The sequence below is a fragment of the Jiangella anatolica genome (assembly GCF_003236295.1).
GTDB lineage: Bacteria > Actinomycetota > Actinomycetes > Jiangellales > Jiangellaceae > Jiangella > Jiangella anatolica.
In genome coordinates, this window is the sequence record NZ_POTW01000064.1 from 30,707 (window position 1) to 38,328 (window position 7,622).

Sequence of the window (7,622 nt, forward strand, 5' to 3'; positions counted from 1 at the left end):
TTCGGCGGCGCGGATCGACGCCCAGACGCCGACCAGCTGCGTTGTCGTCGTCGCCCGATGGCACCGCATCGAACTCCTCCTCCGCCTTGCTGGATCGACGCCTGGACGCCGCCCGCATCCACCAATATCCACGGGACACCCCCTAGTCCCTGATCGTGATGGTGGCCCGCTGGTAGTTGTCGCGGGTCCCGTCCGGCACGTAGTTGTTCTGGATGTTGCCGGCCGCGTCGACGGCGAACCACTTGATCGTCGTCGTCTCGCTGATCGTGATCGGCTCCTGACCCTGGCGCGGGCCGGTGAACTCGATCCGCGGCGACTCGAACGTCGGCCGGCTCCCGTCGAGCGTGTAGTAGACGTCGGACGGCTCGCTGAGCTCGAACGTGATGTCCACGGGGTCGTCGAACGGGCCCCGTCCGGGCTCGAGGGTCGAGCGGGGCATGACGTTGTCCAGGCCGTACATCTGCGCGACCTCGAGGATGCCGAGCCAGCCGTTGGAGAACTCCTGCGCCTCCTCGTGGCCCTCCTCGTACGGCGGCGTGAAGCCGACGTCGGACCAGCCGCTCCCGTTCCAGGTCGGCGAGCCCGCCTCGAAGCTCCAGGCGAAGATGCCGTTGTTGTAGAAGTGGTCGTCGGCGGAGTTGCCGGCCGCCGAGTAGAGGACGTCGCTGATCGGCCCCACCCGGCTCGGCCACACACTGGTGCCGCGGTGCTCCTTGATCCGGTTCAGGATGACGTCCGACGCCGCGTAGAAGTAGCTCTCGACGCCGAAGCTGGGCCGCTCCAGCCCGTCGCGCGTGGGCAGCCGGTACGCGCCCGGCGCCCACATGAAGTAGCCGCCGTGGGTGTGCGTGTTCATCGCGAACCGGATGTTCGGGTTGTTCTCCACCAGCCAGATCTCGTTCTTCGCCTCCGGCTCGGACAGCGGCGTCGGCCCGCTGTACGTGTCGCTGGTGCACGACCCCGAGGCGCCGCTGAAGCCCTGCTCCCGGTTGCCGACCCGGAAGTTCCGGTTCAGGTCGACGCCCCAGCCGTTCCTGGCCCGCAGGTCCGACGCACCGGTGATCGCGCAGTGGTTCGTCATGTTGCGGCGCTGCAAGGTGAAGTCGTGGATCGAGTAGTGCGAGCCGTCCGGGTTCACCGTCGGGACGATGAAGATGTCGAGGTTCCTGACCAGCTGACGGATGAACGGGTTGGACCGGTAGTTGCGCAGCAGCCGCTCGGCGGTCTCGATGGCGACCAGCGGCGTCACCCACTCACGGGCGTGCTCCTGCGAGTACAGCAGGACGCCGGTCTGCGAGCCGTCGCGGTCGGTGCCGATCCGGATGGCCTTGACGGTGAACGGGTCGCGCGACACCGACTCCGGCGCCGACAGGTTGTCCGTCAGCCTGCGTGTCTGTGCCGGCGCGACGACGCCACCGCCCGGGCTGCCGCGCCAGGTGTAGGCCCGCACCAGCGCGCTCGCCGCGGGGTCGGCGTTCAGCGCAGCGACGACCTGGGCCGCCGTGCTCGTGACCGCCCCGGTCGCGTTGGTGGCGAGCTGGACCCGGACCGCGTCGCCGGTGACGCCGACGCTCAGCGGCGAGTTCGCCGCGCCGGGATCGGCCAGCTCGACGGTGATGTCGTTGCCGCCCTCGTGGCCCCAGGCCAGGGAGTCGACGCCGACGCGGTTCTCGTTCGGCGCTCCGTGCACGCGGCCGGCGGCGGGCAGGCCGGGCTTGACGACCGCGCCAGCCTCCATCGAGATCATCACCGACGGGATGGTGTTCGCCGGCGCCGTGCCGGTCATCGTGACCGGGTCGCCGGGCACGTTGTTGACGACGACGACGGCGATCGCGCCGGCGGCCTGGGCGTTGAGGACCTTGACGGTGTAGCCGCAGGTGCCGCGGTCGACCACGGCGATGCTGCCGGCCGGGAAGCCGACCAGGGCCTCGCAGCCGTCGGCCGGATCGCCGGTCCCGTCGGCGACGCGGGCCAGGGTGCCGGGGATCCCCGCCGCGGCCGGCGCCTGGCCGAAGCCGGCGGCGACCGCCTCGTACTCGCCGGCGCCGGTGGACGGCGCGTCGACGACGATCTTCTCGGCGAACAGGGCCTGCGCTGGGCGCCGGTAGCCGTTCGTCTGGTTCGGCAGCTCGACGATCTCGGCCAGCTCGGGGAACTCCGCGGCCAGCGCCTCGATCCGCGCGGTGGCCTCGGTCGCGTCGACGTAGTGGTCCACGAAGCCCGTCGCCAGGTTGCCCCACTCCTGGGGCGCGCCGCGCCCGCGCGGGTACTCGCCGTCGAGCCACTCGGTGACCGGCCGCTCGGCCTCGCCGACGACCTGGCCGTTGAGGATGCTGCGCACCCGCATCCGCGACGGCACCGGATCGGCCGGCACCGGGTCGCCGGTGCGGTGGTACATGTAGTGGCCCCCGTCGACGAACCGGGAGAGGTTGAACGTGCCGCCGGCGCCGATCGGCGTGCCCGGCCCGGCGTCGAGGCTCACCTCCACCAGCACGTTCGCCGAGCTGGACCCGGCCTCGGAGAAGACCTCGATCTGGATGAACGTCTGGCCGAGGTTGTCGAACCAGGCGGCGCGCTGCACGTTCAGGTCGTCGCCGACGTCGAGCGCCGCCTCCTCAGCGGTCTCGATCTCGGCGACGGTGTCCTCGCGCTCCTCCTGCAGCGCGGCGAACTGCTCCTCCGACAGCACTGCCTCGCCGACGGCGAACCCCGCGTCGGTCAGCCACTGCTGCTCCGATGGCGTGACGATGGCCTCGACCCGCAGGCCGTCGGCGGTGTGGTCCACCTTCTCGGCCAGGTCGACGCCGGTGGCCACCAGCTGGTCGAGCGCGTCGCGGTCGGGCACCGTGATGGGGACGATCTCAGGCAGCTCGTAGCCGTCGGACGCGACCGACTCGGCGGTGAGCTCGGGTACGGGTTCGGTCGCCGTGCCCTGCATCGCGAGCGGCGCGATGAGCAGTGCGGCGGGGACGACCACAGCGGTGGCCATGCCGGCGCTGCGGCGGGAGAGAGTGGGGCGAGCCACGATCCACCTCCGGGTCTCGAGGCCGGCCCCGGGGTCGCCGCGCCGTTCGCCTCGAAGTCAGTAAGGGGCAGTAAAATGTGACACTCCGGCCGAACGGAACGATCGGACTGTAATGCCCCACTGATCAACTTGTCCAGAGCCGTGAGTACGGCCCGGCCCGCCGGCGTCGGCATCGCGCCAGTCGAACTACCTAAACATGCTAATGTGCAGGCGTAATTAGTTAGTTTAGCTAGTTCGTTGGGAGGTTTGGTGCAGTCCTTCGCCGACACCGACTCGCTCGTGGGCAGCGTGCCGTTCGCGCTGGTCAACGACCTGCGCGTGGTCGACACCGGGCGGGGCACCGAGGCGTTGTTCGCGGACAAGCTGCCCGGGCTGCTCACCAGCCTGGCGGACCGCGCCCGGGTGGCCAGCATCGAGGCGTCCTCGGCGATCGAAGGGGTCGTCGTCGCGGACCGTGCGCGGGCCGCGGAGATCCTCGCCGGACGGGCGGAGGGGCTGCGGAACCGCAGCGAACAGGAGCTGGCCGGCTACCGCGCCGCGCTGGACTACCTCTATCGCGAGCCGTGGCAGCCGCTGAACGCCGGGCTCCTGCTGCACCTGCACCGGCTGCTGTTCGCCTACACCGAGGTGTCCGGCGGCACGTTCAAGCCGGCCGACAATCTGGTGGTCGACCGGCTGCCGGACGGCACCCGGGTCAAACGGTTCACACCCGTCCCGGCCGCGCGGACGCCGTCCTCCGTCGACGAGCTGATCGGCCGGTACACCGCCGCTCAGCGGGCGGGACGGCACCATCCGGTCATCCTGGTCGGCCTGTTCGCGCTGGACCTGCTGACGATCCATCCCTTCCTCGACGGCAATGGACGGATCACCCGGGCACTCACGAACGCGCTGCTGCAGGAGGCCGGCTACGGCGTCACCCGCTACGTCTCACTGGAGACGATGATCGCGAACTCGGCCGACGCCTACTACGCCGCACTGCTCGCGTCGACCGACGGCTGGCACCAGAGCCGGCACGACCCGTGGCCCTGGCTGCGCTACTTCGTCACCGTCGTGCGGCGCAGCTACGAGGAGTTCGCCACCGTCACCGCGGCGGCCCGGTCCGGCGGCAGCAAACAGGACCGGGTCCGCGACTACGTGCGCCACCACGCGCCGCCGACGTTCCGCATCGCCGACGTGCGGATCGCGCTGCCCGGCGTCAGCGACCAGACGATCCGGCTGGCGCTCGACTCGCTCAAGGTCGCCGGCGAGGTCGAGGCCGACGGCGTCGGGCGAGCCGCCACCTGGACCCGGTCTCAGCGGTAGAGCGGCGCGCGGCCGGCCTGGCCGAACAGCACCATCCGCTCCTCCAGCAGCCGCTGCGCCGACTCGCGCCCCGCGGCCAGGTACAGCGCCGGGTCGACCGACCCGGGGTCGGCGGCGAGAGCCTCGCGGACGCCGGCGGTGAAGGCGAGGTAGTGGTCCATCCCTTGATTGACCTTGCGGACGCCGAGCCCGATCGCCTTCACCTTCTCCTCGTCCGCCACGCCCCACGACGACGGCACCGCGCCGCCGCACGCGTTCACCCGCGCCCGCAGCTCATCCGGCAGCGACGACGACCCGTGCAGGACGAGGTGGGTGGACGGCACCAGGGCGGCGATCGAGGCGACGAGGTCCAGCCGCAGGACCGACCCCGACGGCGGGGTGGAGAACTTGTACGCGCCGTGCGACGTGCCGACGGCGACGGCGAGCGCGTCGACCCCCGTCGCGGCGACGAACGCCGCCGCCTCGGCCGGGTCGGCCAGCACGATCTCCGCCCGCGTCGACCCGTCCTTCGAGCCGCCGATCGTCCCCAGCTCGCCCTCGACGGAGACGCCGCGGTCGTGCGCGTACTCGACGACGCGACGCGTCACCGCGACGTTCGACTCGAACGACGCAGGAAGACCGGAGGCGTCCAGCGACCCGTCGATCATCACGCTGGTGAACCCGGCCGAGATCGCCCGCACGCACGTCTCGACCGTCGGCCCGTGGTCCAGGTGCAGCGCGACCGGCACCTCCGGATAGTCGTCGATGAGCCGCAGCAGCAAGCCCCAGAACACCGAATCCGACCCGAACGGATGCGAGCCGGCCAGCGTCTCGACGATCACCGGCGAGTCGGTCGCGCGCGCGGCATCCAACACCGCCTGGGCCATCGTCAGGTCGGCGACGTTGAACGCGCCCACGCCGAATGCGGCACCGGCGGCGACGTCGAGCAGGGTACGGTTCGTGACGAGCGTCATGGCAGCTCCGGTGACATGGGACGGGCGAGGACGGGGGTGAGCGAGTGGAGGGTTCGCAGGTGACGGCGGCCGGCGGGCGCACCGTGCGCCTGGCCGACATCGCGACCCGCGCCGGCGTGTCCGTCAAGACGGTGTCGCGCGTCATCAACGCCGAGCCGCACGTCGCCGCCGCCACCCGGCAGGCCGTCGAGGCGGCGATCGAGGAGCTCGGCGCCGGCGGCGAGGGCCGGCCGCGCGGACGCAAGCGGCGCACCGGCGTCGTCGGGCTGATCTTCCCCGACGTGCGCAACGACTACTTCGCCGCGGTCAGCCGGGCGCTGCAGGAGCGGCTGGCCACCGTCAGCCCGACGCTGGTGTCCAGCGACTCCGACGACGACCTGCACATCGAGGAGGACATCCTGCAGGCCTACCGCCGGCTCGAGGTCGACGGCCTGGTGATCTTCCCGACGGGCGCGCCGGGGCTGCCCGACTTCGCCCAGCAGATCCCCACCGTCGTCGTCGACCGGACGGTGCCGTCGGTGCGCGGGCTGGTCGACCACGTGCTGCCCGACAGCCGCCGGGCGGCGGAGTCGCTGACCCTGCACATGATCGAGCAGCACCACGTCCAGCGGGTCTGCCTGGTGGCCGGCAACCTCGGCGTGTCGACGCTGCGCAACCGGCACACCGCCTTCCACCGGGTGGTCGGCCGCACCGGCACCGAGAACCACGTGCTGGCCGGACTGACCACCGCCGAGGAGGCCGAGACAGCGGCGTACGCGCTGTTCCGGACGCTGGAGCCGCCCTTCGGCGTGCTGTCGACGAACAGCCTGATGTTCTGGGGCGTGCTGTCCGCGGCGGTCCGGCTCGGGCTGAAGATCCCGTCCGACATCGTGCTGACGACGTTCGACCAGATCCCCGGCGTCGGCACGACCGGGATCATCCCGACCAACGCGGTGGCGCCGGCGACGACGCTGGCCGCGCGGGTGGTGCAGCTGCTCACCGAGCGGATCAACAACCCCGGCCTGCCGCCGCGGCTGCTTGAGATCGACTACGACATCGCCTACGGCACCACCTGCGGCTGCATCCCGCTCGACGCCGCCCGCAACGTGCTGGGCTGACGGCGGCGCCGGGCTCACAGCGTGTGCGTGATGCCGAGCGAGGCGTAGTCGAGCACGATCGGGTCCGACGTGATCGCGCGGGCGTGCGTGAGCACCTTCGCCGCGCTCTCCACCGCGACGGTGGTCTTGAACGCGTCGCGCAGGTTCGGCCCGACGGTGAGCAGCCCGTGGTTGGCCCACACGACCGCGTTCCGGTCCTCCAGATAGCGAGCCATCTCGCGGCCGAACTCGGTGGAGTTGCTCAGCGCGAACGGCATGATCGGCACGTCGCCCTTGGTGTAGATCACCATGTTGACCAGGGCGCCGCGGATCGGCTCGCCGAGCACGCCGAAGACGTTGGCGAACGTCGGCTCGGTGTGCACGATCGCCTGCACGTCCGGCCGGGCCGCGTAGACGGCGAGGTGCACCGTCACCTCCGACGACGGCTGCAGGCGGCCGTCGACGACGTTGGCGTCCTTGTCGACGACGACGAGGTCGGCCGGCGTCATCTTGTCGTACTCGAGGTCGGTCGGGGTGATGAGGAACGTCTCCGTGCCCGGGATGCGGATGCTGATGTTGCCCTGCGTGTTGAAGTTCAGGCCCAGCTGCACCGACTCCAGGCAGTAGGCGAGCACGCTCTCCCGGGCGGCCTGCAGGTCGAACGTGTCGAGCGTGGTCATGCGGTTTCCTCCAGTGCGGTGAACGAGTCGTTGACGGTCCGCAGCAGCGGGTAGAGGCTGCCGAAGGTCTCGCGCTGCCGGGCGTACCAGGCGGCGTGTTCGGGCTCGGGCTCGGCGTCGTGCAGAACCGGCGGCGCGGGCAGTGCGCTCACCCCGTCGTGGACGCCGACGCCGATCGCGGCCAGCAGGGCGGCGCCGCGGGTGGACGCCTCCTTGGTGACGGCGCGCAGCCGCACCGCGGCCGCGTCGGCCCGGGCCTGCAGCGCGCTCGGGTTGGCCGACCCGCCGCCGACGGCGTACACGTCGGTCCCGGCGATGCCGCGCTCGGCCAGGGCGGCCCGGATCTTCGCCAGCTCGTACCCCGACGCCTCGACGAACGCCCGCGCGACCTGCGCCGTCGTCGTCTCCAGCGTGAGCCCGAGCAGCGCGCCGCGGGCCAGCGGGTCGTTGTCGAGCGTGCCGGACCCCGCGAGGTACGGCAGCACCAGCAGGGCCGGCGGCGGCGTCGCCGTCAGGTCGAACAGCGACGCCCACGGGTCGACGCGGTCGTGGTGCACGAGCGAGGCGAACCAGTCCAGCGCCCACC

At 71.6% G+C, this 7,622-nt stretch carries 6 protein-coding genes; 2 read left to right on the plus strand and 4 right to left on the minus strand.

Annotation, left to right across the window (positions count from 1 at the left end):
* Positions 1 to 142: 142 nt before the first annotated feature.
* A complete protein-coding gene (locus C1I92_RS22350) occupies positions 143 to 3,025 on the minus strand; it encodes a M14 family metallopeptidase (protein ID WP_146605243.1) in 2,883 nt (960 codons plus the stop codon).
* A 249-nt stretch (positions 3,026 to 3,274) separates the two neighbouring features.
* On the opposite strand from C1I92_RS22350, the gene C1I92_RS22355 reads away from it, so the two are divergent.
* Positions 3,275 to 4,327 (plus strand): Fic family protein, encoded by a 1,053-nt coding sequence (locus C1I92_RS22355; protein ID WP_111256868.1) that lies wholly within the window; start codon positions 3,275 to 3,277, stop codon positions 4,325 to 4,327.
* On the opposite strand, the gene C1I92_RS22360 is transcribed toward C1I92_RS22355, so the two are convergent.
* Complete coding sequence (locus C1I92_RS22360) at positions 4,318 to 5,280, minus strand: ketose-bisphosphate aldolase (protein ID WP_111256869.1); 963 nt, start codon at positions 5,278 to 5,280, stop codon at positions 4,318 to 4,320. The two genes, C1I92_RS22355 and C1I92_RS22360, sit on opposite strands and share 10 nt — an antisense overlap.
* A gap of 44 nt (positions 5,281 to 5,324) precedes the next feature.
* Between C1I92_RS22360 and C1I92_RS22365 the strand changes: the two genes are divergently transcribed.
* The gene (locus tag C1I92_RS22365) at positions 5,325 to 6,377 is read left to right on the plus strand and encodes a LacI family DNA-binding transcriptional regulator (protein ID WP_111256870.1); all 1,053 of its coding nucleotides are present in this window, start codon (positions 5,325 to 5,327) and stop codon (positions 6,375 to 6,377) included.
* Positions 6,378 to 6,391: 14 nt separating this feature from the next.
* Here the strand turns inward: C1I92_RS22365 and C1I92_RS22370 are convergent, their stop codons facing one another.
* Together C1I92_RS22370 and C1I92_RS22375 are read right to left on the minus strand one after the other, a co-directional pair.
* On the minus strand, positions 6,392 to 7,036 hold the full coding sequence (locus tag C1I92_RS22370) for a class II aldolase/adducin family protein (protein ID WP_111256871.1): 645 nt from the start codon (positions 7,034 to 7,036) through the stop codon (positions 6,392 to 6,394).
* Positions 7,033 to 7,622 (minus strand): FGGY-family carbohydrate kinase (locus tag C1I92_RS22375; protein WP_199521483.1); only part of this gene is annotated, 590 nt, incomplete at its 5' end. The genes C1I92_RS22370 and C1I92_RS22375, both read right to left, overlap by 4 nt.

Excerpts from the sequence above, each read along its gene's own strand:
- C1I92_RS22370 (WP_111256871.1), bottom strand. The coding sequence starts at position 7,036 with ATGACCACGCTCGACACGTTCGACCTGCAGGCCGCCCGGGAGAGCGTG.
- C1I92_RS22360 (WP_111256869.1), bottom strand. The coding sequence starts at position 5,280 with ATGACGCTCGTCACGAACCGTACCCTGCTCGACGTCGCCGCCGGTGCC.